This window comes from Paenibacillus sp. FSL H8-0034 (assembly GCF_038000305.1).
GTDB lineage: Bacteria > Bacillota > Bacilli > Paenibacillales > NBRC-103111 > Paenibacillus_S.
This window is the reverse complement of record NZ_JBBOBS010000001.1, coordinates 3,102,798-3,127,096: the sequence shown is the minus strand read 5'-3', so window position 1 is coordinate 3,127,096 and position 24,299 is coordinate 3,102,798. Positions and strand designations below refer to the sequence as shown.

General features: G+C 48.6%; 20 protein-coding genes. 3 read left to right on the top strand and 17 right to left on the bottom strand.

From position 1 onward, the window contains the following. The first annotated feature begins 41 nt into the window (after positions 1 to 41). From NST47_RS13870 to NST47_RS13860, 3 genes are all read left to right on the top strand, one after another. On the top strand, positions 42 to 875 hold the full coding sequence (locus NST47_RS13870; protein ID WP_341155695.1) for a phosphosulfolactate synthase: 834 nt from the start codon (positions 42 to 44) through the stop codon (positions 873 to 875). 95 nt (positions 876 to 970) lie between these two features. Further along, positions 971 to 1,711: a 2-phosphosulfolactate phosphatase gene (locus NST47_RS13865; protein ID WP_341155694.1), complete on the top strand. Its 741-nt coding sequence runs from the start codon at positions 971 to 973 to the stop codon at positions 1,709 to 1,711. A 79-nt stretch (positions 1,712 to 1,790) separates the two neighbouring features. Continuing rightward, positions 1,791 to 2,255 carry a DUF441 domain-containing protein gene (locus NST47_RS13860; RefSeq protein ID WP_341155693.1) on the top strand — a complete coding sequence of 155 codons (465 nt, stop codon included), beginning with the start codon at positions 1,791 to 1,793 and terminating at the stop codon, positions 2,253 to 2,255. 14 nt (positions 2,256 to 2,269) lie between these two features. Here NST47_RS13860 and NST47_RS13855 read toward each other — a convergent pair whose 3' ends face one another. The 17 genes from NST47_RS13855 to NST47_RS13775 form a co-directional block, all read right to left on the bottom strand. Then, a complete protein-coding gene (locus tag NST47_RS13855) occupies positions 2,270 to 3,526 on the bottom strand; it encodes an aspartate kinase (RefSeq protein WP_341155692.1) in 1,257 nt (418 codons plus the stop codon). A gap of 179 nt (positions 3,527 to 3,705) precedes the next feature. Further along, entirely contained in the window at positions 3,706 to 4,293 is a 588-nt protein-coding gene (locus NST47_RS13850; protein ID WP_341155691.1) for a histidine phosphatase family protein, read from the bottom strand. Positions 4,294 to 4,755: 462 nt separating this feature from the next. Then, positions 4,756 to 6,210, bottom strand: a complete 1,455-nt coding sequence (locus tag NST47_RS13845; protein ID WP_341155690.1) for an MATE family efflux transporter — start codon at positions 6,208 to 6,210, stop codon at positions 4,756 to 4,758. A gap of 33 nt (positions 6,211 to 6,243) precedes the next feature. Further along, entirely contained in the window at positions 6,244 to 6,654 is a 411-nt protein-coding gene (locus NST47_RS13840; protein WP_341155689.1) for a VanZ family protein, read from the bottom strand. A gap of 110 nt (positions 6,655 to 6,764) precedes the next feature. Beyond that, complete coding sequence (locus NST47_RS13835) at positions 6,765 to 7,673, bottom strand: aminoglycoside phosphotransferase family protein (RefSeq protein WP_341155688.1); 909 nt, start codon at positions 7,671 to 7,673, stop codon at positions 6,765 to 6,767. 112 nt (positions 7,674 to 7,785) lie between these two features. Beyond that, entirely contained in the window at positions 7,786 to 8,550 is a 765-nt protein-coding gene (locus tag NST47_RS13830) for a hydroxypyruvate isomerase family protein (RefSeq protein ID WP_341155687.1), read from the bottom strand. Positions 8,551 to 8,618: 68 nt separating this feature from the next. Continuing rightward, positions 8,619 to 10,034 carry a hypothetical protein gene (locus NST47_RS13825; RefSeq protein ID WP_341155686.1) on the bottom strand — a complete coding sequence of 472 codons (1,416 nt, stop codon included), beginning with the start codon at positions 10,032 to 10,034 and terminating at the stop codon, positions 8,619 to 8,621. After that, positions 10,031 to 10,186, bottom strand: coding sequence for a hypothetical protein (locus NST47_RS13820; RefSeq protein WP_341155685.1), 156 nt, complete (start codon positions 10,184 to 10,186; stop codon positions 10,031 to 10,033). Before NST47_RS13820 ends, NST47_RS13825 begins: the two co-directional genes overlap by 4 nt. A gap of 267 nt (positions 10,187 to 10,453) precedes the next feature. Further along, the gene (locus NST47_RS13815) at positions 10,454 to 13,138 is read right to left on the bottom strand and encodes an alpha-mannosidase (protein WP_341155684.1); all 2,685 of its coding nucleotides are present in this window, start codon (positions 13,136 to 13,138) and stop codon (positions 10,454 to 10,456) included. A gap of 241 nt (positions 13,139 to 13,379) precedes the next feature. Then, complete coding sequence (locus tag NST47_RS13810; RefSeq protein WP_341155683.1) at positions 13,380 to 14,441, bottom strand: hypothetical protein; 1,062 nt, start codon at positions 14,439 to 14,441, stop codon at positions 13,380 to 13,382. A 15-nt stretch (positions 14,442 to 14,456) separates the two neighbouring features. Then, positions 14,457 to 16,790 (bottom strand): helix-turn-helix domain-containing protein, encoded by a 2,334-nt coding sequence (locus NST47_RS13805; RefSeq protein ID WP_341155682.1) that lies wholly within the window; start codon positions 16,788 to 16,790, stop codon positions 14,457 to 14,459. Positions 16,791 to 16,880: 90 nt separating this feature from the next. Continuing rightward, positions 16,881 to 18,407, bottom strand: coding sequence for an extracellular solute-binding protein (locus NST47_RS13800; RefSeq protein ID WP_341155681.1), 1,527 nt, complete (start codon positions 18,405 to 18,407; stop codon positions 16,881 to 16,883). Between the two features lie 69 nt (positions 18,408 to 18,476). Beyond that, on the bottom strand, positions 18,477 to 19,355 hold the full coding sequence (locus tag NST47_RS13795; protein WP_076228380.1) for a carbohydrate ABC transporter permease: 879 nt from the start codon (positions 19,353 to 19,355) through the stop codon (positions 18,477 to 18,479). Between the two features lie 5 nt (positions 19,356 to 19,360). After that, a complete protein-coding gene (locus tag NST47_RS13790) occupies positions 19,361 to 20,263 on the bottom strand; it encodes an ABC transporter permease (protein WP_076227921.1) in 903 nt (300 codons plus the stop codon). A gap of 280 nt (positions 20,264 to 20,543) precedes the next feature. Continuing rightward, positions 20,544 to 21,617, bottom strand: coding sequence for a Gfo/Idh/MocA family protein (locus NST47_RS13785; protein ID WP_341155680.1), 1,074 nt, complete (start codon positions 21,615 to 21,617; stop codon positions 20,544 to 20,546). Between the two features lie 33 nt (positions 21,618 to 21,650). Then, positions 21,651 to 23,285 carry an extracellular solute-binding protein gene (locus NST47_RS13780; RefSeq protein ID WP_341155679.1) on the bottom strand — a complete coding sequence of 545 codons (1,635 nt, stop codon included), beginning with the start codon at positions 23,283 to 23,285 and terminating at the stop codon, positions 21,651 to 21,653. A gap of 114 nt (positions 23,286 to 23,399) precedes the next feature. Next, positions 23,400 to 24,296, bottom strand: coding sequence for a carbohydrate ABC transporter permease (locus NST47_RS13775; RefSeq protein WP_262686844.1), 897 nt, complete (start codon positions 24,294 to 24,296; stop codon positions 23,400 to 23,402). Positions 24,297 to 24,299 lie beyond the last annotated feature (3 nt).

Genomic DNA, 24,299 nt, shown 5'->3' with positions numbered 1-24,299 from the left:
TGACGAAGTAATCAATCCAAGTAACAGCGAGGCGATAAAACATGGAAGCAACGACACAGGTAAAATGGCATCCACTGCTCAGCGATCCGTCAGGTAAACGCACTGACAAACCAAGAATGCTCGGTAAAACCATGGTGATCGATAAAGGCCTGGGAATTCATGCGCTTGACGATTTGCTGCAAACGGCGGGTTCTTATGTCGATATGCTCAAAATCGGATTTGGCACATCACCGCTGTATGAAACGGATATATTGAAGCGCAAAATCGAGATGGCCAAAAAACACAATATTATCGTGTACCCTGGTGGTACGTTTTTGGAGGTCGCTATTCAGCAGGACGCGGTAGACGAGTTTTTTGATATGATCTCAATTTTGGGCTTTAACGGTGTTGAAATTTCCGATGGTACGATTGAGCTGGACCGGAATCTGCGCAGCCAGCTTATTACTCGTGCTGCAGAGGAAGGGTTCACGGTTATTACCGAATATGGAAAAAAACTGTGGGGCTCCTCTATCGAAATTGATGCATTGATTGAAACGGTTACTATAGACGCTGAGCTGGGTGCCAGCCTGATTACGATCGAGGGTCGGGAGTCAGGTAAAGGTGTCGGCATTTATGATGAGCAGGGCGAGTGTAAGGATCAGGACATCGTCAAGGTGCTGGAACGTGTGCCATCCAAGCATCTGCTGCTGTGGGAAGCTCCTCAGAAGGAGCAGCAGGTCCATCTGTTAAATCTTCTTGGAAGCGATATTCATTTGGGCAATGTAGCCCCACAGGATTTGATTTCACTGGAGGCGCTGCGTAGAGGATTGCGTTCGGATACGATGCATTTTGGTCTGGAGGCACCTTGTGCCTACGTCGGAGATTGGGTTATATAAGGAAGCTTACGAAGTCAGTTTTGCCTTGGCAAAACTTATAGTATCGCTTACGAGGCCAGTTTTGCTTAAGCAAAACTTATAGGAGGATAGCATCAATGGATATTACCGTCATTCCCAGTGTCAACGAGGCGCGTTCGGATGACCTAGTGAACAAAACTGTTATTGTCATTGATGTGCTGCGAGCCACCAGTACCATGCTGACAGCCTTGGCTCATGGGTGCGATGCGATTTATCCGGTCGAAACGGTGCTGCAAGCCAAGCAGCTTCTATTAGAACAACAGGAATGGCTAGCGGGTGGAGAACGTTACTGTAAAAAAATACCGGGTTTTGATCTAGGCAACTCCCCATTTGAGTATATGGATGACAAAATTGCAGGTAAAACCATTATTCTTACGACTGCCAACGGTACCCGTGCTATCCAAAAAGCGAACAGGTCCGGTACTGTACTTATCGCTTCACTGCTTAACGGCAGAGCCTGCGCGATGGAAGCAGCAGCCTTAAATAAAGATATCGTCATCTTGTGCTCGGGTACGCAGGACGTGTTTGCTTTTGAGGACGGAATCTGTGCAGGTCAGCTTATCGAGGAATTACAAGGACTGTCGGGGCAAGGCAAGTCGATGAATGTCGATGATCTGGGCTTATGTCAGCTGCACGCATTCCGGCAAGTGCAATCCGCGATGACAGAAGCTTTGTTAAAAAGCAGCAACGGTAAACGGCTGGATAAGCTCGGTTTCCGCGATGATGTCATCTACTGCTCACGAATGAATCTCATCCCTCTCGTCCCTATCATGCAGGGTGGGCGTTTGACCTTATTGCCGGTGAAACAGCTGCATTAAACCTTTAATGAAATGAACATGAAATAGCTGCCTGTCTCATACAGTAAAAGTGAAATCCATGAGACAAGGAGTTCTTGCTATGAATGGGGATATATTACTGGTTGCGCTTATTATAATCGGCCTGATTGGACGCTCGAACATCATTACTACAGCAGCCTGCGTGCTATTGATTATCAAGCTGGTCAGCCTGGATCGTTATTTACCGACCATTGAACGCAGAGGGTTGGAGCTGGGGCTGTTATTTTTAACCATGGGCGTGCTGGTTCCGTTTGCCAGTGAGAAAATATCATTCAAAGACGTAGCCAGTATGTTTACGACATGGCCGGGAATATTGGCGCTGCTGGGCGGGGCCATCGCCACCTATATGAACGGTAAAGGTTTAAGCTTATTAAAAATAGACCCACAATTAATTGTGGGTCTTGTCATCGGTTCGATTTTCGGTATTATTTTTTTGCGCGGCATTCCTGTCGGGCCTTTGATGGCTGCTGGAATTACAGCTTTTTTGTTGAAGGTATTCACCTTTTTATTTGATAAGCTAAGATAAGAGGAAGATCATCATTAACGTCTGTCGGAAGGTCCTCCGACAAATGCCTGCTGCTCAGTGTCCAAGCCATAAGCAGTATGCAGCGCCTGAATCACTTCCGGCAAACGACTGTTGTCGATTACGCATGAGGTTTTAATTTCAGACGTACTGACCATATTGATGCTTAAACCCAGATCCGAAATGACCTCGAACATTTTGGCAGCTACTCCTGGCGTACTGACCATGCCTGCACCAACGATAGATACCTTCACCAGATTTTCCTGGGATGAGACTTCATGAAAGTTCACAGTGCTGCGAATCTCTTCAATGACTTTGACAGCTCTGTCCTTATCGGAAAGCGCTACAGTAAATGAGAAGTCAGCAACACCATTCAGAACACCGCTTTGTACGATAATATCGACGTCAATCTGCTCTTTAGCCAGTGCAGTAAATACTTTGGCCAATTGACCCGGTTTATCTTCCACACCAAGAATACTGATTCTTGCTACATTCTTATCGCTTGCGATTCCGCGTACTACGATACCTTGCTCCATTGCTGCTTCCTCCTTGACTTGGGTACCTTCATTATGGTTAAAGCTGGATCTGACGACCAGCGGCACATTGTAATTTTTGGCGTATTCCACAGCACGCGGATGCAGTACAGCAGCACCCAGATTGGCGAGCTCCAGCATTTCATCATACGTAATTTCCGGAAGCTTGCGAGCACATTTGACCACACGCGGATCAGTGGAATAAATTCCATCCACATCGGTGAAAATCTCGCATACGTCAGCTTTAATCGCAGCAGCCAACGCTACTGCTGTCGTATCGGAGCCACCACGTCCCAAAGTCGTAATCTCGCCTTCCTGCGTCATACCTTGGAAGCCCGCAACAATGACTACATTCCCCTGGTCCAGCGCTTTAAATATACGTTCCGGTTGAATATCGGAAATTCTCGCTTTTCCATGAACAGGCTCTGTGTACATCCCAGCCTGCCAGCCCGTATAAGATATCGCCGGTTGACCCAAGCTCTGAATCGTAATCGACAATAATGCTACCGATACCTGCTCACCCGTGCTCAGCAGCATATCCATTTCTCTGGCCGGAGGTGTAGACGAGCTGATTTGCTTCGTCAAGTCAATCAAATCATCTGTCGTATCTCCCATTGCTGAAACTACGACCACACATTGATGACCTTCGCGCTGTCTCTCTACGATACGACCCGCTACGCGCTTCATCCGTTCTGCGTCACCAACCGAACTTCCACCGAATTTCATTACTATAAGAGACAAACTGTTCACTCCCTAACCGAAACTTTTACATCACAATGTATTATTATAGCATATCAGCAGTAAAGGATGAAGCACAAAAATGCTCCTCTCCCTGCGTTGTATATTTGAACATGCAGCGATGACTGAGCTGTCTTGGACCCGATCCCATACTTTCCTAACTGAAAGCGGGAAATCACCCATCAAACCTTTTGGTAAGAGGACACGGGAATCCATCCTGCATCCGGCAGCAGATCCCTCCGGGTTAACTTAGTCCCGGTAATCAGCTGCATATAGGAGGCTATCGTTCCATCATGAGAAACGATATAAAGCGTTTCCTTCTCCAGCTTCCTGCACCAGTTCATAAATTGCTCAGCCCATTTCTCAAACAGCAGATTAGGCAGTGTGTTGATACCTTGCAGCCACATATAGGGAGGTACATCCTGGGGCAGCGAAAAGTCACTATAGCAATCGGATAAGCAGGAAGGCTCCAGCATTTCATCGCAAGGCAAGGTTTGGAAATCAAAGCGCAGCGGAAATTGTCGAGGACCCGCAGCCGGATGAACAAAACGAAGCGCGTGCGAACCTTTACACCAAAGCTGCGCGGTTTGCAGCGTACGTCTTGTTGGGCTCGCTATGACGGCATGGCGTTCTGTCAGGGGCATGATTGTTCTCAGGCGCTCAGCCTGATGTTTTCCGTAATCTGTAAGCCCGGGATTCTCCATTTTGTAGCTCTCTGGTATTTGCAGTGTGTGTTCTCCTTGACCATGACATACAAAAACGATCTCCATCCGGGATCACCCTTTCTGGTTGTTATCTTATTTTATGCAGACTCAGCCTGCCTCATATCCATGATTCGACGGAGTCCTGACGCTTTGGCTCCAATCTTTTTGCATGCATCCAGCTATTTATTATATACCCATGTCCCTATGCTGCAGAATCGCTACGAATGACAAAGAACCCTCCTCTCAAGGAAGGTTCCGAAGCCATTCAATTCAACATCGACATGTAGTTAGTTGTATGACTGTAACTTGGGCAAGTCTGGAAGTGCGGTGAATAAGTCCCGCTGCGCGGCCAAATATCCCTCCGATCGCTGTTGTTTCCGTATTTTTATTCATTTTATAAGTTATTTTGCGGTAAAAGTTCGGAAACAGCATATGCTTTCGTAGTCGCTTTCTTACAGAAAGCGTGTAGGCGAGCGCTAACGCTTCTTCAGGATCATTTGGCCGCTCCGCTCTTTATTCACCACACTACTAGACAGCCGCCATTTTCCATTTACCACTTTTGTAACGGAAGTAAATAATGGCAGTTCGGACAACCTGATCGACCGCAATCGATAAATAGGCACCGATAATCCCCCAGTGAAAAACGAGCACAAACAACAGGCTGAGCATACCCCGAAAAATAAACACACCAACAAAAGTCGAAATCAAGGGAAACCGGGTATCGCCAGCCCCACGCAGCGCGCCTGCCAGGATAAACTGCGACGCCTGAAAGGTTTGGATCAGCCCAATAATACGCAGTGCACTCGCCCCCGCGCTAATAACAGCTGCATCATGGGTGTACAGCATCATAATGTAAGGCGCGAACACAATAAATCCGACGCCCATAATACCGGCAAAAATGCGTCCGAACCTGCTGGTCTCCCAGCCGAATTTTTCCGCAAGCTCAGGCTTGCCAGCTCCTAATCCTTGACCCACCAACGTGCTGGCCGCAAGCGAGAAAGCCATACCTGGCATAAAGGTAAGCCCCATAATGTTGAAGCAAATCGTATGCGCCGCGAACACCGCCGTACCCAAACCGCTCAGTACCAAAGTAAATACAAGCTGCCCTGCTCGAAGAGCAAGCTGCTCCCCCGCTGATGGCAGGCCGATTTTGACAATTCTACGGATCATCGGGTAATCGACAACCATTAGCTTCCTCCAGGAAAGCTTAATAATTGAGCCTTTTCCAAATAATACAAAGACTACCCACAAGGTAGAAATAGCCCGCGCTACCACCGTAGCAACAGCAGCACCGATCAGTCCCATGCCCGGAATGGAGCCAATTCCATAAATAAGCGGATATCCAAGAATGACAACGAGAATATTCGACAATACATTGATTTTCATTGGGGTTCTGGTGTCCCCGGCTCCTCGTAAAATGGCTGACAGGCTTGTCGAAATGACCGTAAAGCTGAGCGAGATAAACATCATTTTCGCATAACTCAGTCCCTCTGCAAGAACATCGCTCGTCGCACCGAGCAGCACGAGAATATTTTCAGCAAATATGTAGCTGAGCGAGATGACCACAACACTCAGCAATAAGCTGAGCATAAACGTCTGCTGAGCCGTAAGTGTAGCCTCTTCTACATTACCTGCACCCATCGCTCTTGCAATAATCGCAGTCGTACCGATATTCAATGCCATAAAGATCGCCAACGCAAAAAACACAGGCTGATTCGTCAATCCAACCGCCGTGACTGCCTCCGCACCCACATGCCCGACCATGATCATCACAATCATTTGAAGCAGATTCATCATCATATTTTCAACGAGTGAAGGTCCCGCCAGCTGCAAAATCACTTTACGGATTTCCTTCTTCCCACCTGTCTCCAGCTTTAACAGCACTTGTGGATCGAGCAATCGTTTGTACTTGCGTGGCTCAGGCGACGCGGCTGAAACGCTCTCATTATCGATTTGCTGCGGCAAATGTGTTCCTTCTTTCATTTTCCGTCATTAGGCATGTCACCGTTCATTATTTTATCTCTTATTCAAACGGCGAACTCTTTGCAGCATGGCAAATCCGATTAATCCGCCGATTACATTCAACAAAATATCATCAACATCAAAGCTGCCAACATGGAACACCCACTGGATCGCTTCAACAGCCAGCAGCGCCAGAAAAAAACGGGTAATGATTTGCAGGTAGCTCCGAACGCCCGGGAAAACCAGCGGCACCAAAAAACCAAACGGAATAAAAGCTGCCACATTTCCAAACAGGTTAATGACCCACGTATCCAAATTGTAATGATGAAATCCTGTTATATAATTGGATATCGTTTTAAAAGGAACCAGGTTCATCATTCTTTCCGTTCTGGCAGCTCTGGAGAATCCGAAAAACAATAAATAACACATAAATAGACCATATCCTGTAAAAATAAAAATTGCCAAACTCCTGTACAGCTTGTTTTTAAACCTTAGTGATGTCAATCTGTCCCGCATCCTTTATTATTCACTCAACAGAGCGCACCCTTAATAGCCTGGATTGGTACGAACTCATCTTATGCTTCTTCTTCCAGTAGCTTCTCAAAAACAGCTGCCAGCTCCAGTGATTTCAGGGGATCGCCAACCTGATCCTCCACACACCACCAGGCAGAAAGTACCGCATGACAGTAGCCCCAAGTCATTATTCTTACTGGATCTAATGTCAACTCTTTACTGAAGAGCTCAATTCTTCGTCTAATGATGTCGCTTGGGTGCTTCTCTGGCAAGTTATTCATTAAAAAAGAAATGACGCCATACTCAAGCTCGCCAATCAGACCCTTAGGGTCGATAGCGATATAAGGCTCACGTTCGGCTGACAGCAGATTCTCATGGTGAAGATCACCATGCAGCAGCTGTGGATTTCTCCAAGTCTTGTGCAGCTTCGCAAACCATTCCTCCGCTTTACGCACCATGCGTTCCGGCAAGGGTCCTGTGGAGCCATGGTAACGGGTGCGTAGCTTGTCGAAGCCTTTGGCCCAATCCGCTGTCGATGGAAACAAAGGGCGCAGCGGCGGGGGTACTTGCAGCTTCCTCATTACGGCTGAGGCCAGTCGTACCGCCTCATCATCATCTACGACTGTTTTCAGGGTGTGCCCTGGGGTCGCTTTTTCCAGAATCAAAATACCTTTATCGGTATCCGCATCCCAGAGTCTGGCACAACCATTCCCCTTGTACATGCGCAGTGCTTCCGCTTCCGTGATTAATTCCTTGTTGGGAACTCCCAGCTTGAGTACGGCTTCTGTACCATTGTGAAAAAGCACTGGCGCAACAAAGTTGAAAGAAAGCGGATAAGCTGCCTGAACTTGAAAAGACCAGCGGTTCTCGCAGTATTGGATAAGCTCTTCAAAATGCTCCAGCCACAAAGCGCCTTTTTCCTGATGTACGCCCATTATGGTATGAATAAATTTCTCGGGTAGCTGAATCAATCTGTCCATCCCCTTTATTTGGCGTGAAATTCACATATCGGTTAACGGTTCATATAAAAAAGCCTCTTGACCGCTAACGGAAACGAGGCCTTCTTGTTTAGTCACTTACATACTATTTATCTAACTGCGCAAGACAAGCTCTCAAACCATCCTCCGGTGTCCCTGTAGGAATAAATTCCAGTCCCACATAGCCGGAATATCCAAGCTCCCGCAGCTTGTTCATAACAAATGGATAGGCAATTTCTCCTGTTCCCAGCTCATGCCTCCCCGGATGATCAGCGACGTGAATATATCCGATCTGCCCGATATTGAAGCTAATTGTTGGCGTCAGATCACCTTCGGTAATTTGCTGGTGATACACATCATACAGCAGCTTCACATTAGGGCTGCCAACCTCGGCAATGATAGCCAATGCTTCTGCAGTGGTTTCAAGGAAATATCCCGGATGATTGACCTTCGTATTCAGCGGCTCCAGAACCAGAGTAACGCCTGCCGCTTCCAGCAAGGGAGCACAAGCCATTAATCCGTCGATGATACTTTGATGCTGTTCTGCTCGTGAAAACCCATCAAGCGTATTCCCCGTTACTGCAATCAAATACTTGCAGTTCAACCGCTTGGCAATCACCAATGTTTCCTCCAGCCCTATTACAAATGAATCGCGAAGCGCTGGATCAAGCAGTGAAATTGACTTGGTGCAAAAGGAACCTACCTGCAGGTCCAGTTCCTGAACCAACTGCTCCATCAAATCGATATCCCGATTTCCCCAGCCCCAAAATTCAAAAGCTGTAAAACCAAGCTCCTTGACTGTTCGCAAAATCCTGTCCAGATCATAACCGCTATTCCTGAACACAGCATCAATTGATGGCGAGTAGATCATTGTGTACCTCCTGATTTTGTAAGCCTTTTCTCATTTTCGCATAAAGGTTTCAAGGTTACTTGCAGGCTTTATTTCGAACCGATTTGAATCTCAAAGTCGCCGCGAATGGCGTATAGCTCTCCAGAAGTTACCTCCACTTCAATATGCGTCCGAATTCCATGCAGCTCCGATGGGAGCCTGCCAGATTTCCATACTGGGCTGTATGCAGTAGAGTCACCACAGAACGGTACACAATCGTCAAATGCGAAGCCATCATGCGGTTTGCCCTGCGCTTCGGACAACTGCACCCTGATCCTTCCATACGGTGCACGGACATTAAGATTCAGACCATTCCCGCCAAAATCAACGCAGCGTGTCATGACCCTGCCGATCATGGCATGGCTTTCCAGATAAAAAAAACCGTCCTTGCGCAGCTCATGCAGCAGCAGGGCTGCATCGTCGAGATTTTGATCCTGAAAATGCTCCGCCTTTGAACCACCCGAATAAAAACGCAGATGACCATCGGGAGCTTGCAGCATCGTACTCGTATATATACTGCCACCGCCGTGCTCACCGCGTTCATTGCGTGGGATAAAGGGTTCATGCAGCGCACGAAAAAAATGCCGGCCGTCCATGCTGTACGCCAGCGAGCAATCAATCGGACCGAAATCCTTGTGGTACTCGATTTCTCCCGGATTCGTATGAAACATCCAGAGGAGTCCCATGAACAAATGCTCGTATTTATAAACGGGCATTCCATAGAACTGGACCAAGGGAGGATCATGCGGCTCGGGATGAATCACTATTTCCGGTTGAGTAAAAGTGCGAAAATCCATGGTTTCAAACAGCGCAATACGTCTGTCTCCGTTATGAACACGGCGGGAAAGCACATAAGTACCTTTAACATCATTATAGAAGCACGTGATCGGCGAATCAAGCGTTACCTCGTCAAGAGGAATAGCCTCCACCTTCCAATGGATAGCATCAGGCGAGACAGCCAGAAACTGCTTGCGATGGCTGGCAAAAAAGTATTTCCACCGGCGCTCAGAATCACGCTCATGAAGATCATAAAATACTGGCGCACCATCACAGTGTTCATCAAGACCAAATACCTGATTGGCTGCATACCGCTTACCCGGAAATGACGCTTGGTCGCTCACGTCCTTTTTCACCCAGTTCACCCCGTCCGAGCTCTCGGCATACAGCAGGATCTGATTGCGCAGAAAACGGTTTTTGTTAGCTCTTACGGGTTCAAAATCAACCGCACCGCAGTAAACTGCCTTCCACAGCTGCAAATCCGGCTCATAGACGACAAGTGGAAAGTTCCATGTGCCTTCCGTCAATCCATCGACCAGCGTCCCTTCCCGAATCCATTTGGGTTTGCCAACCTTGCGATCCATATTCGTAATACTGCTTAGCTGCCAATCGTCCAGGAACAAAATCGTTGTCTGGGTGCTATGGGTGCCACTATTCGTTATGCTTGAATTCACAGACTCCAGACTCATGCTTCATGACCACCTTCCTGTACGAAGCTCACGCCCATCTTCACCGATGCGTATTCGGTAAGCACCCTCACTTCATTGACAAGCAGCGGACGGTCTTCATAAGTTTCATACGTGCATATTCTCGGTTCCTGGGCAATAAGCCTTTGTGGCATATCCATCATCCTCTCCAAATTCAAATTCAGATCACAGCAAATCCATCCCTGCGATCACATTTATCATAACGAAGTGCACCCTTAAAAAAGATAGGTGTCAGTTAAGCTTTTATACGCCTTAGTTATCTTTTTCTCAGAAGCAGCCGCGTCTGACCATTCGGGGATATACAAAAAAAAGCAAGGCCGGATTTCCCGACCTTGCTGCTAAATTTATTAATTGGGGTAATCAAGTCTCCCACCACATCATTGGCCGAATTCGTTATGCCCTCATGTCCAGGGCAGTTCAATAAAATTCGTCTCAACTACAGGCAAGTCGGAAGCATCTGGAATGTAAAAGGTTTTAATCTCGCAGCGTCCGAACCTAGACTGCCATGAGCGTCCTAGCATCGGTAGCTCGATTGTCACATCCGTCTCCAAACCATGCGTTTCATAGCAGCGCAATATGTATCCATTGTCTTCCTCTGCCCTTTTAAAAACAGTGGCGGCAACCTGTTCTGTAGACAAGTGGATGCCACTCCACTTTTGTGGCAAAGACCCTTCATGATATGTTTCTACAATATGAACCGGGGGAACATTCCACTCATAGGCTTTGCGGACAATACTCGCCTCCTGCCAAGTTCCCGCATGCAGCACCAGCGCATAGGCGAACTCCTGAACACCCTGATCCATATATTCGCATAGATCATCCCGTTTACCATAATGGTCGGCAAAAATCGCTCCACGCACAATCGTCATACGCAGGTCGGCATTTTTTACATCGAAGCTGTATTTACTATCATTCAGCAGCGTTAACCCGTAGCTGCAGCCTGCTGCCGCAGCCTCCATAGGCAAATTCGTTGAAGCCTCTCTGCTGGATACAAGCCATCCGCTCACATCGACCCACTGCTGCCCCGGCTCTTCCTCGCCATTTACCGGGCGCTCCAGATAGCCATAAGAAATTTCATATGTTGCTTTCGGTTCGTGAATACGTGTCGGGAAAGACAGCTTCAACAGCTTGTGCTTCTCCTGCCAATCGAGCTTGGCCTTTACCTGGATATCCGGGCTATCCTTATATAACATAAAGTCCTGTCTAAGCGTGGAATTCCCGTACCGGCTTGTTACTCTTAATGTAGCCCGCAGCGGTCCCGATTCAACGACCTTCACCGTGGCATCGGTAAAGCGTCCGATTTCATTGCGGAACTCCAGCTTGCCGTGCCCCCAAGTATCACAGTCATGCTCATCCATGACAAGAGGCACAGCCATGCGGCCAACTACGATTTCGATTCCAGCTCTTTTATCAAACAAGCTTTTCACGTAACCGGTATGTGGATCGATCTCAAGGCGTATCCATGCATTTTCGAGAAAAGCTTCCGCCCCCTGCGAAGAGACCAGTAGTGCATCCTTTGGCGTTTGCTCGCACAAGGTCTGGGATGCAGCGTTCCCGCTATTCGGATCTGTACCCACACTGGCTCCGGGATCGGTGTCAGTAAACGTTTGATTGCGGAAAATCCAGTACACCCGGTAGCCGAAGGCCGGAATCACTCCCCTGAATAGAGTGTCGTATTTATCTCCCCCGTTCGTTCGCGAGGCGCGCACATGCTGAATGACAACGGGATTCCCCTCTTCGTCGGTGATGCTCTTCATCTGTTGGGTAACGACCACCGGTGCCTCTACGTCCCAGGACAAAGGATTGAACACGACTACCGGAATCCCGCTGTCATTTTGTTCCCACAAGGTGCGGTCTTTATTTTTATCCAGAAAGGTAATGCCCGGGCGCATCGTATTGATCGACCACGATATCCTTTGCAGGGCCGCATTGGACGAAATGGAAGCGATATGCTGCGCATAACCGTAAGCTTCTCTCGCATCGTCATAAGCTTCCTTGATGCTGCAGCCGCCCATAATGTCATGGAACTGATTAAACATCACACATTCCCAGGCTTTTTGAAATTGTGCGGAGTCATAATCGTGTCCGAGCAGACGGTGCGCCAAGGCAGACAGCTTCTCCGCCGTCATCAGCCTGTGCTCTGTCTTACGATTGCTGGCTTTGGTCTCCGAATGGGTAGCGTAGCAGCCGCTGGCATGATGCTGCAGTTCACCCGTGACGACCGGCAGTATCTGCCCATGCGCTTGCATGCGCTCAAAATAGGCGTCCGGCGAGCTGAGCAGGATCGCTTCGCCACCAGGCCTTTCCTTGACAGCGCGGATTTCATGCAAATTGGCAATAGTCGGTCCGCCGCCATGATTGCCAACCCCGTAGAAGCACATTTGGTCGGTCTGCTGCTGCTCGGCGATTTCCCGCACCTTCAAGATTTTGGGCTCCGAGGTTTCAAATTGATGCGTATTGTAACCGCATGGAATCCGGTACGTCATGACTCTGCTGCCGTCCATGCTTTCCCACCAATACAGATTGGCCGGAATGTGCTGCTCATGCTCCTCGGGCCGCATATATACATAGTTGTTCATACCGCTCAGCTTGAGAATTTGCGGCAGCATGGCATGATGGCCAAAGGAATCGACATTGTAGCCGACCTTCGCCGACCTGCCAAAACGCTCCAGAAAGTAGCGCTGTCCATAGAGTGAATGCCTTGCAAACGACTCTCCTGCCGGAATATTGCAATCCGGCTGAACCCACCAGCCGCCGACAATGACCCACCGCCCTTCGGCTACCCGCTTCACAATTTCTGCAAACATACGGGGTTCATTTTCTTCTATCCATTTGTAGCAGGAGGCACCCGCGCACGTAAACACAAATTCGGGAAATTCCACCATCCGGTCGAGAGCAGAGCGGAACGTGGCCTTGATCTCGGCAAAGCCCTCCTGCCAGCGCCAGAGCCATACCGGGTCCAGATGTGCGTTGCCAATCATATGCACGACCGGCTTCAGTGCACTGTCGGAAGCCGCTACATCGGATGCATAGTGTTCCATGTTATTAAGGGTTGCGGCTTCCTGCTTACCTTCGAGCTTTTTCACAATCGTTGCTCCTTTCCTTGACTGCTGCTCATATCTAGGACTTTGTTTAAAAGTCCGCTGAATAAGTCCCGCTGTGCGATCAAATATCCTTCCAATCGCTGTTGTCTCCTTATTTTTTGATCTTATTAGATATTTAGTAGTAAAAATATGGAGACAGCGCATGTTTTCGTTGTCGCTTTCTTACAGAAAGCGTGTAGGCGAACGCTATCGCTTCTCCAGGATCATTTGACCGCTCCGCTCTTTATTCACCAGACTTTTCAAGCTCTTCATATATATCGATAATGCCGATCCACAAATGATTCTCATCATCGGCAAATGTATAGGTTACCTTACGGCTGTCCGGACTGAACGAAGGATGGGGATGCCCTGGATGGTTCCACCATAACGGTACTTCGGTTAGCACTCTGGACGAATGATCACGAAGGTCAATCAGCACGAGTTTGGATGGCTGCTCATGTGTATCCGCAACGATCCAATTGCCGTCAGGACTCGCAGCAGCGTGCCAATAGCCATAATCCCCATTTAAAAATACCCCTTGGCTCCGGTGCCTATCCACATAATAAATGCCGGTTGGCGCGATCGGACTGGATTTATACCTGACAAAATATGCGCCCTCCCCGTCAGCCGCCCACATCTCATGCCCTATATACTCGCCAAGGCTACCGTCCTGCAGCTGCTGCTGTTCATATATATTGCTCAGTTTAGAGGCCTCGGTGTCGTAGAGCCACAAGCGGTCAGGGATGTGCTCGGTCTTTCCCTCATGGGCGAACAAGACCAAATGGTCGTAAACGGGATTAACCATCGCATGGTTAGCGATCTCATAGGGCCGGGCGAACCCGGGCGCTATCTGATGTGTCAGCTTTCCGGCAGCTACATCCACAGTTCCGATAAACGATTGTCCGCCGAGCATTCCATACACGCCGAGAACTGAGGCATCATCAGACACGGAAAGCGGCTCCCCGAAATAATCTCCAGATGCCAGCTCGCACACGGTCCAGGATTTCAATGTGTTTAAATCGATGCCTTGGATTGAATTGTCACGTGGAAAGTACAGCTTATCATCCGAGGAAACAACACCTCCCGCCCACTGCTCCCCATTCGCAATAACCGTTGAATGACCGGTTTCTGTGTCAAACAGCACGTAGCTGCATTTCTTGTCAGCGTCGATTTGGGTGCTGGCAATCAATCTTCGACTGTCTGCCAGCCAGGTCATAGCCGTAAAATAATAATGGCTCGTATCGGTACCTGACTGTCCGATTGTCTGAATCCGGCAGCCTGTCATCGAATCTTTATACGTATTCATGGTAAGCATAAGCATTCACTCCTTTTTAGCGGCAAAGGTTTCAGCACTCGATGTCTCCTGCTGCTCCGCTGCCCGTTTGGATTTGCTGTGAAACAACTCCCGATATTGACCGGGTGTAATCTGCTCCATTTTACGGAAATACCTGATGAAATTTTGTGGCTTGTTGTACATCAATCTCTCAGATATCTCCGTTACGGTCATATCCGTCTCAACCAGCCACTTCTTCGCTATTTGCAGACGATACCCGGACAAATATTCACCGAAGGCAAAGCCCGTCTCCTTGCGGAAGACGCGACCCACATATTCCGGGTGGTAGCTCAGCCTCGCACCGCACAATTCCAGTGTTAACGGGGTATCATACTCGCTGTGAATGATGGTTAGAATTTGATCGGATATGCTGGTATACAGCGAATCCCTGCGCTGCTCGATGTGGGCGATTAACGGTCTGATGACAGACATTTGAAACCAGACGACGATTTCTTTATTGGACTTCAATAGAAACATTTCGCTTACAACTGCTTTTTCATTGAGCACGAGGTCCTGCATCTGCCCGCCATTGTCTTGATACAAACGCAGCAGCTCGACCAGAAGCCGCATCAGATAAAGCTGAAACTCCTGATGACTAATGGATTTATCGGCCACCACCGCCATAAACTCCTCAATCAGCAGATTCGCCTTTCCTTCGTCCAGCAGCCTGATCTGTTCCGTTAGCTCGCTGACGATATGCTGTGGAAACGTAACCGGTACAGACATCAAGGGAGAGTGCATATCCTCAAGAAACAGGATCGATTCGTATCCAAGTCGAACCCCATACGCCAACGCTTCCTTGGCCTCCAGAAATGCGCCAGGCATATCTGCTGGATGCGTGATTGCAGAGCTGATGCCCATGCTGACAGACAGCTTCAAATAGTCTTGAATCGCCGTTTGAATCGCTTTCCCCTGTCCATAGGCCTCTGCCTTGGATTCCTCCGCAAGCTCGGCATGGCTTCCTATAACCGTAACCTGAAATTCATTGATCACGACAGGTGGCAGGCACAGCTCTGCTGCAATGAGCTCGCTTGTAATATTGTGTATAGCGAACAACAGCAAATCCCGATCCCATTCCTTGTAATTCGTGCTTTCCATCGTATCGATCCTCACGCACAGGACTCTCATGGACTTCCAGGAAGACAGCCCCAGTGAATCGGATCTTTCCATAATCTCATTCGCACCGACCGCGCCCTGCAACAGCTTATGCACAAAAAACTCCTTTAGCTGATGGCTCATTTGAGCCTGATTGCTAAGCAGCATGTGCAGCTTGGATTCAATCCAGGACAGCTCATCTTTTCTGGGCGATAATTTGGGCGTATCCGGTGCTTTTAAGACGATGTCATACAGCCTGCGAATAGGTCGGTACAGCTGTCGAGACCCTTGAAAGGATAGCAGGAGCAAAAAAAGCAGCAGGCTTAAACAGATCGCGATGGTCAGCCAGCCAATAGCTCTGGATTCTTGCTTGATATCCCTAATATGAATTTTATTCACATATGTCCATCCATTGTAGCTGGATTTTCGATAAGTGATCCCATAGGCCTCATTTCCAATATCCGTCTGAAATTGGTTAGCCTCCAGCTGCTCGCCTTGAATTTGACCGATCACCGGATCCTTCGAAAGATCGATGCCGACCTGCTCAGGATGGGCAGAAGCGATAACCCTCAGCTTATCGTCCAACACATAAAACTCGCCGGGCTCACCGCCCTGAGGCAGCATCTTGTTCAATTCTATGCAGGGAAGGATGGCTACAAGCAATCCCATTGGTTTGATCGAATTGTTAGGAATCTTTTTGACAAGAGCCATATTCCATTGGAGCGGGTTGCCATCCTCATACCAGGGCAGCTTCATGGAAGCCCAGAAGGAAGCTTTGGGAATGCCCACGTACGCATCGATCGACTTTGCCAGATAATGCTGCTCAAACGAGCTTTGACCTCGGCTGTCCAAAATCCAATCCTGATAAAGGTTGACCAGATATACCTCCGCCAAACCGAACTCATACGTTTGCAGACGATGAATCGATTGAATCAAGTCCTCATACAACAAATAATTATTGCTATCCAGCCGCTGTTCCATCGCCGAGATGACTGCAGATGCACCAATGAATTGAGTTTGTGTATTATCAACCATTTTCATTTTTTGCTCGAATCGCAGCCGCGTCTGTTCTACCGACTCCGCACTGCTTCTGTTCGCTTTGTCGAGCAAAAGCGCGGAGGACTTGGCATAAGAGAAATAGCCCAACGTAATCACAGGCACAATCCCTATGCCGAAGCAAAATAAAAATAATTTTTTGAAAAAGTTGATGCGATGATGATGATTCATCCGGTCCCTCCCCAGCAGCGGTTTCGTGCAGCACCGGACTTTATGAAACATTGGAAAGGGAAAAGACTTGCTTCTCCCTTGGACCACCGGTTATTTGGTTTGTGACTTCTTTAGGCTTTCAGCCAGCTCCGTCATGACCTTATCGCCGCCGGCCTTGATCCAATCCTCAACCGCCTTATTCCAGCCTGCTTCGTCCAGCTTGCCTGTAATAAACTTAATTTTGGCATCATTGATGATTTTATTTAATTCTGTGCCCTTCTGGACCAGAGTTTCCGACTCCAGCCCCAGCGAAGGGTTGAGAACGGCTTTCTTCTCGTTGTCCTGCATTGCTTTTTTCGCTTTTTTGGTGATGGCGTCCTCGCCCTTGAGCGGCAGCTCCTTCGCCTTGTCATCGATGCGCAGCTCATCAAGACCAAGTAAGTCGCTCGTAAACTTCTCGTTATCCAGCAGCTTCTCCACTTGCCCATCAACCAGCTTGTATTGCTTGCCTTCCATACCCCATGCTAACAAGTTAACGGCATCCGGCTCGAGCAGCTTATCGAAAAAGGACAAAATCTTTTTAAGCTCAGCTTCCGTTTTTACCGAGGATTTGGGGAATAGATAGACACCGGTATAGCCTTGCTGCGCCATATTCCGTTCGCCCTTCGGACCGGCAATGCCGCCCATCAGCTCCACCTTGGCATCAGGAAGGTTTTTGCGAAGCTCATTTTGCATCGAGCCTGCACCATCGGCGTTGCCAAGCACAATCCCTGTTTTTCCCTGATAAAACATCGTGCTGCGCTGCAGCTCTTCGGTCACGACAAAATCCTGGTTCATCAGCTTTTCGTCATACAGCCGTTTTATGAATTTGAGCGCATCCAAATATTCTTTAGTCATGAACTCGGCCGTAAACGCTCCCTTGTCCTCATTCCATTTGTTCGGCGCTCCGAAAATGGCTGCCATATGCGGCATTAAATACGATTCAATATCCTTGTATTCCGCCATGCCTAATGTATCGTTCTTGCCATTGCGGTCAGGATCGTCATGTGTAAAGGCTTTCAACACCGTATATAATTCCTCGGGTGTTTTCGGCTCCTTCAAGCCCAGATTATCCAGCCAATCCTTGCGGAAAATGATACCATGGCGGGATATGGGTCGCGGCCTGTACAAACCATAGATTTTGCCGTCAATCTTGGTATTGTTGAATGGGATGGAATTCATCGCGTTCAGGTTTTTATAATCCTTTAGATACGGTCCGATTTCCCAGAACATACCCGATTTAATTGCGTTAACCAAAGGTGCCGCATTATATTTCAAGGCCAGCATCACCTTCGGGAGGTCATTGGAGGCAATCGACACACTCACCTTATCATCAAAAGCCGAGCGGGGTACCCAGGTCATATCAATTGAAGTACCGGTCAGCTCCTGCAGCTTTTTCCATGCTTCATTCTGAGCATTCGGCGGCTGTGGTGTGTAATAGGTAGCCATAATACTAAGCTTCAGAGGTTCCGGTCCCGCTGCAGGCGTTGTAGCCGCATTCCCCTTTTCCTGATTCGCGCAGCCCGCTGCCATAGTCACTACCGTAGATAGCACACATATTAAAGAAATAGTTCGTTTATTCCTTGTTATCGACTTCATAATTCCCCTACCCCTCATCATTATTATATAGCATAAAATTGCTGCATGGACGCTCAATTATGTGATGAATTAACCTTTGATCGATCCAACCAGCACGCCTTTCGTAAAATGCTTTTGCAAAAACGGATAAACAACAATAATCGGCAGTGTGGACACGACAATAACGGCCATTTTCACTGTCTGGGGCGGTACCTGAATCGTCGTTTCGCTGCTGAAGCTGGCATCCCCGATCCCGCCGGAGGACATGATCACAATTTGCCGCAGCAGCACCTGAATCGGCCATCTGGAAGCGTCATTAATATAGATTAATGCCTGGAAAAATGTATTCCAATGCGCAATCGCATAAAAAAGCGAAAACGTTGCCATCACCGGCATCGATAAAGGCAATATAATACTCCACAAAATTCGCGGGTCACTACAGCCGTCGATTTTGGCCGATTCCTCGAATTCAACAGGCAGCTGCTTGAAGAAATTAATAATAATGATCAAATAAAACGGGCTGATCGCACCGGGAAGCCACAATGCCCCATAGGAATTCAACAAGCCGAGTGATTTTACCACAAGAAAGGAAGGAATCATCCCTCCGCTGAATAGCAAGGTGAACACAATAAGCAGCATAATCGGCCGCTTCCCCTTAATGTTACGGGATAATGGATACGCCATCAACGAGGTCATCGCCATATTCACAAAAGTACCCACAACAGTAATATATACGGTCGTCGCCAGACTGCGGGAGAGGGTGCTTTCCGAAAATATGAATCGGTACGCCTCCAGTGAGAACTCCCTAGGGAACAAAATGAAGCGGCTGTTCAGCACCTCGCGGGCGGAAGCAAGCGAACCGGCCACAATATGCAGAAACGGAAGCAATGTAATCAACGCAATTCCAATCAGAAAAATGTAATTGGCTGTGTCGAATAGAACTCCTGCCGGTGAGCGTTTGTGCAGCATACGTTTCAATACACCCCCTCTTCACCTAATTTTCTGGCAATCCGATTGGCAATTACTACAAGAACAAGGCCAACAATGGATTTGAACAAACCCACCGTGGTTGAATAGCTGAACTGGCCTTCCAGAATACCGCTGGTATACACATACGTATCAAATACCTCGCCTACGTCACGGTTCAATGCGTTGATCATCAACAGCATCTGTTCGAAGCCAGTATCCAGAAAGTGTCCCAGCCGAAGGATCAGCAAAATGACAATCGTACTCCGAATCGCTGGCAGCGTGATATGGCAGAGCTGGTGCCAACGATTGGCGCCGTCTATTTTGGCCGCTTCGTACAATTGCGGATCAACGCCCGCCAGTGCGGCCAGGAAAATGATCGTCCCAAACCCGGTTTCCTTCCAGACCACCTGTAAGGTTACCATCGGCCTGAACCACTCGGGCTCTGTCAAAAAGTTAACCTTCTCGCCGCCGATCCCCACTATCATTTCATTGATAATCCCACCCTCTGTTGTGAACAGCACGTAGGAAATCGCCACAACGACAACAATTGAAAAAAAATGCGGGATGTAGATCAACGTTTGTATCGAACGCTTGAACCACTGCACCCGAAGCTCGTTCAACAGCAGCGCAACGATAATTGGCATGGGGAAAAAGATCACGATGCTGTACACGGCCAGCAGCGTCGTATTGCGAAACAGCATCCAAAAGGAAGGGTCAGAAAAAAAACGTTTATAATGAGCCAGTCCTACCCATTCGCTTCCCCACAGTCCGAGAGCCGGCTGATAGTTTTGGAGTGAAATCAATACGCCCCACATCGGTAAATATTTGAACAAAATAAAGAACAATAGTCCGGGCAACAGCATCAGGTAAAGCCATCCATCCCTTGAACGAATGGAGAATTGCCGCATTTGTTTGTGCTTGTGTATGATTCTTTTCACCTCCCCGAGCTGTATGATCTGTATGGTTCGAACACGGAAGCTCTAATCCGCATTCCGAATGTAGCAGGTTAAGAATGGTTCAGGATATAATCAACAGCCAACCAGTTGAACCGAACAGCTGTCTAAAGCGTTGAGACACCGGTATAATCATTTGACAAACTCGATAATCTTTAGCCGATCTCCGGTGATTGAACGACAAAAAACCATGCCTTCCGGTGTTAACGGAGGACACGGTTATTAGCAAATTTATTTAGTTCACCTTTAAGCGTTCCATGATCCATCCAAACAGCACCAAATCCTGCCTGGCATCCTCCGGTGTCGTTTTGAGTGGAACCGATCCCGTTATAACCTCATGCAGATGCTCAAGCTCCAGGGTATAGGGATCTTTATAGGTAGGTCTGATCTCACGCGTTTCCAGCGCTTCCCCTTGAGTCTCCTGGATATGCAGAAGTGTCGGCAGATGGCGGATATAAGGGGTATCATACTGAACCTTCACCTGCTTGGAGGCTCCAAACACTTCGAGATGGCCGTCAAACCTTCTTAATCCGTCCGTACCCGTTTCAAAAGTGGCGTAATATCCGTCATAGGCGAATACGGCTTGAATAAAGCTGCCGCCTTTCCAGGTGACAGCCGAAGCGACATGCTGCGGAAATCCGAGCATTTCCCTCATGGCGGACAAGCTGTGGCTGCTTAACCCGTTCAGCAATCCATAGGCTCTCGCCAAATCTACCGGGACACGCCCGATCGCATCCCTCAGCAGGCTGTTTCTGCGTTCCGTACAATCGGCGATAGCCGCAGGAGGAATATCATCGTATTTACTCACGACACTCGACTGCTGGATAAACAACCGGTTTTGGCCGATGATATCCCGAATTTTGGCGTAATGGATGACATCCATCGCCTTCACTTCCTCCACCGCCTGCAGAAATGCGGGAGCGTATCTCCGCATATATCCGACCATAACATGCTTCCCCGCTTCATCCCGCGCTTGAATGATCGCATCCGCTTCCGGTAGTGTCATACACATCGGCTTTTCGATCAGTACATGCTTTCCATGCTGCAGGGCGGCAAGCGTGCAATCCGTATGGTATTCATTGCTGTTCAGCACGAAAATGACATCGAGGTCCGGCTCCCTGACGAGTTCGAGATAATCCTCGTAAAGTCGTGTTACCCTGTATCTCGCACCCATGGCCTGCAGCACGCCAGGAGAAACATCACAGAGCGCCGCAATTTCAAAACGCTCCACCAGCGTTTCCAGCACAGGCAGGTGAATAATTTGCGCAACCTCTCCGAGACCGATCAGCCCCACCTTTAATCGTGTCATCGAAATATCCCTCCTCTCTCAATTCGATATCGGCTATTTCAAGGTTTTATATTTCTCGTTATACATGTTGGCGAGCTCCTCATATCTCAACTTCTTGAAGCCGTCAGTGAAAGCGTCCCATTCCGTCATCGGCTTTTGACCGAGAATAAACTTGGTCACGTTCTCACTGATATAGGTTTTCATCGCTGTGCTGATTTCAGATATTTTGGAGGATTCCTCCTTGCTCCAATTTAACGCCGGTTCAGGATCACGCAGCGCCCCCAGTTCCTTCAGCTTTTTCATCCGATCAGGAACCAGCTGCGCTTCCTTTTCCTGCCCTTCCTTGTAGCTCCAGGTGCTGTAACGAGCAGCGGCAGGAATCACTCCAGTCAGCCACCAAGTGCCGTAACCGTAATCCGTACCCTTTTTCAATCCGTCCGGGAATTTTCCGTCTGCGCCAACCGTCCAGGCGCTTTGCGTTTTGTCGAATTTGTAGCCTGACGGAGTCTTCGGGTCCTTTGAAAAGGTCTCCCCCTCAACGCCCAGCATCAAAAGCTCAATACCTGCATCGCTGTACGTATAATCCATCGCTTTGATGATTTCATCTATATATTTGGATTTCTTGTTAATGACAAGCGGTGAGCGGTAATGGATATTGTAATGCGGATCGAGATTTTGCGACTGAATCTTCCCATCGATCTTGAAAGGATAGATCGGCTGTACTTCCTTGGCTGGATCATCCGTCATATTGAGGTTTTTCATCGCCGTTTGCTCCAGCATCAGCGGGAAATCGTCACTCGCGTAGCCTGCGAACAGCTCCTGGTCCTTCATCGTCAAAAAGTTCGGGTGCAGCAACTTCTCGGCGTACATCCAGCGCATAAGCTCGACCCACTGCTTGTAACGATCCTTGTAATCAACCGGGGCAAACATGAATTTTTTCTGCTCCGGATCGAACATCATCCCGTTATTCGGACCGTTGTTGACATTAATTCCAAAATATACCTGCGTCCGTTCGGCAAAATAATCAAAGCCGAGCCGCGAGGAGGTGATATAGTCTCCGGTCTGCTTTTTCAGCGCCAGCATCGCCTTTTTCAAATCGTCGACGCTCTGGATCTGGCTCGCGTCCAGTCCTTCCTTCTTCAGGAGATCGTTGCGCACCTGCCACAGCGTCGTTGCAAAATCAAAATCCTGGACAAGCGGGAAGCCGTACAGCTTGCCATCCTCGGGACGGCGCATCGCCTTTTCAATTTCCGGGTATTTCTTCAGCCAGCGTTCCAGATTGGGCAGCTTGCCGGCTTTCATGTAATCATCCAATGCTACAAACAGCTGCGGACCGTATTCCTTTTGCGTCGTTTCGTCCTGAAAAAATTTCATCATATCCGGTAGTTGGCCCGAGGTGAGCACAATGTTTATTTTTTCCTTGAATGCATCCCTTGGCGGGCTGTTGACGTTGAATTTGATCCCTGTCCGCTTACCCCATTCTACGAACACGGGCAGATCGCTGCTGATTGGCAGCCCCGGGTCCCAGGCCGTCATGATTTCGACTGTCGGGATTTCCTTCGCAGATTTCCCATCCCCTGCTGCAGCAGGTGCGGTCGAAACGGCTTTCTCCCCGCTCTGGCACCCGGCCAAAATCGTCATCCAAATCGCCATGACGGCAGCAGCCGTTCTTGTTGTAGCTTTGTTCACATAAACCCCTCCATTGTTTGTATTTGCAAATCGCTTCACCTTACACCGCCAGCATGCAGACTGATAGATCCATAAACACGCAGCAGCAGCTCATTCTTCCGCTCCGCAACTCGCTCAGCCTTTAACCGAACCAACGAGAACACCCTGTACGAAATATTTTTGTACAAACGGATAAATCAGCACGATCGGGCCAATCGTGACAAAGATCGTCGCCATTCGAATACTCATCATCCGTCCTGCTGAGGCAACGGGGTCGATCTCCATGCTGTTGGCCTGATCCAGCGCGCCCTGTGACAGCACCTCATTGGCCAGCAAAATGCGTCGAAGAATAATCGTCAGAGGCTGCATTTCTGGCGAGGTTAGATACATTAATGGGCCGAAATAGGCATTCCACAGCCCGACAGAGGCAAACAGCGCAATTGTCGCCAAAATCGCTTTCGACAAGGGCAGCACGATGCGGAACAAAATCTGCCAGTCATTGGCACCGTCGATAAACGCCGATTCATACAGCTCCTGCGGCATTGCCTGAAAATTGGTACGCAGAATGACGATATTCCAGAAGCTGAATGCAGCGGGCAGCGTTATTGCCCAAATCGTGTCCAGCAGGCTCAAATTTTTGAGCAGCATAAAGGACGGAATCAGACCGCCACTGAAAAACATCGTAAACGTAAACAGAATCGATAAGGGTCTGCGCGCCTTGAACCGATTGACAGACAGCGGATATGCCGTCAGGCAGCCGATCAGCAGCACCAGCACAGTGCCCAGCATCGTATAACGCACGCTGTTCCAGTACGACAGCAGAATCTGATTATCCTGAAAAACTGTTTCGTACGACTTCCAGTTGAACCCGCGTGGTATCAGTCCCACCTGATAAAGCCCCACTTGTACCGGATTGCTTAAGGAAATCGATAGCATATACACAAACGGCAGTACGATGGAGAGCGATAAGAGCATGAGTACGGTGAAATTGGATATGTCAAACAGCCGGTTGGCCAAGCCTGTATTTTTCAAATG